This is a genomic window from Paenibacillus sp. MMO-177, from assembly GCF_037147795.1.
GTDB lineage: Bacteria > Bacillota > Bacilli > Paenibacillales > Paenibacillaceae > Pristimantibacillus.
The window spans coordinates 1-211 of sequence record NZ_JBBCUR010000062.1; the positions used below are offsets into that span (position 1 = coordinate 1).

A 211-nucleotide genomic window follows, 5' to 3' on the forward strand; every position below is an offset into this window, starting at 1 on the left:
CGCGGCATGCTGATCCGCGATTACTAGCAATTCCGACTTCATGCAGGCGAGTTGCAGCCTGCAATCCGAACTGAGACCGACTTTGATAGGATTGGCTCCACCTCGCGGCTTCGCTTCCCGTTGTATCGGCCATTGTAGTACGTGTGTAGCCCAGGTCATAAGGGGCATGATGATTTGACGTCATCCCCACCTTCCTCCGGTTTGTCACCGG

1 rRNA gene is annotated in these 211 nt (G+C 55.5%); it reads right to left on the reverse strand.

Annotated elements, in window-relative coordinates:
• Positions 1-211, reverse strand: a 16S ribosomal RNA gene (locus WFK81_RS30900); the annotation flags it as partial.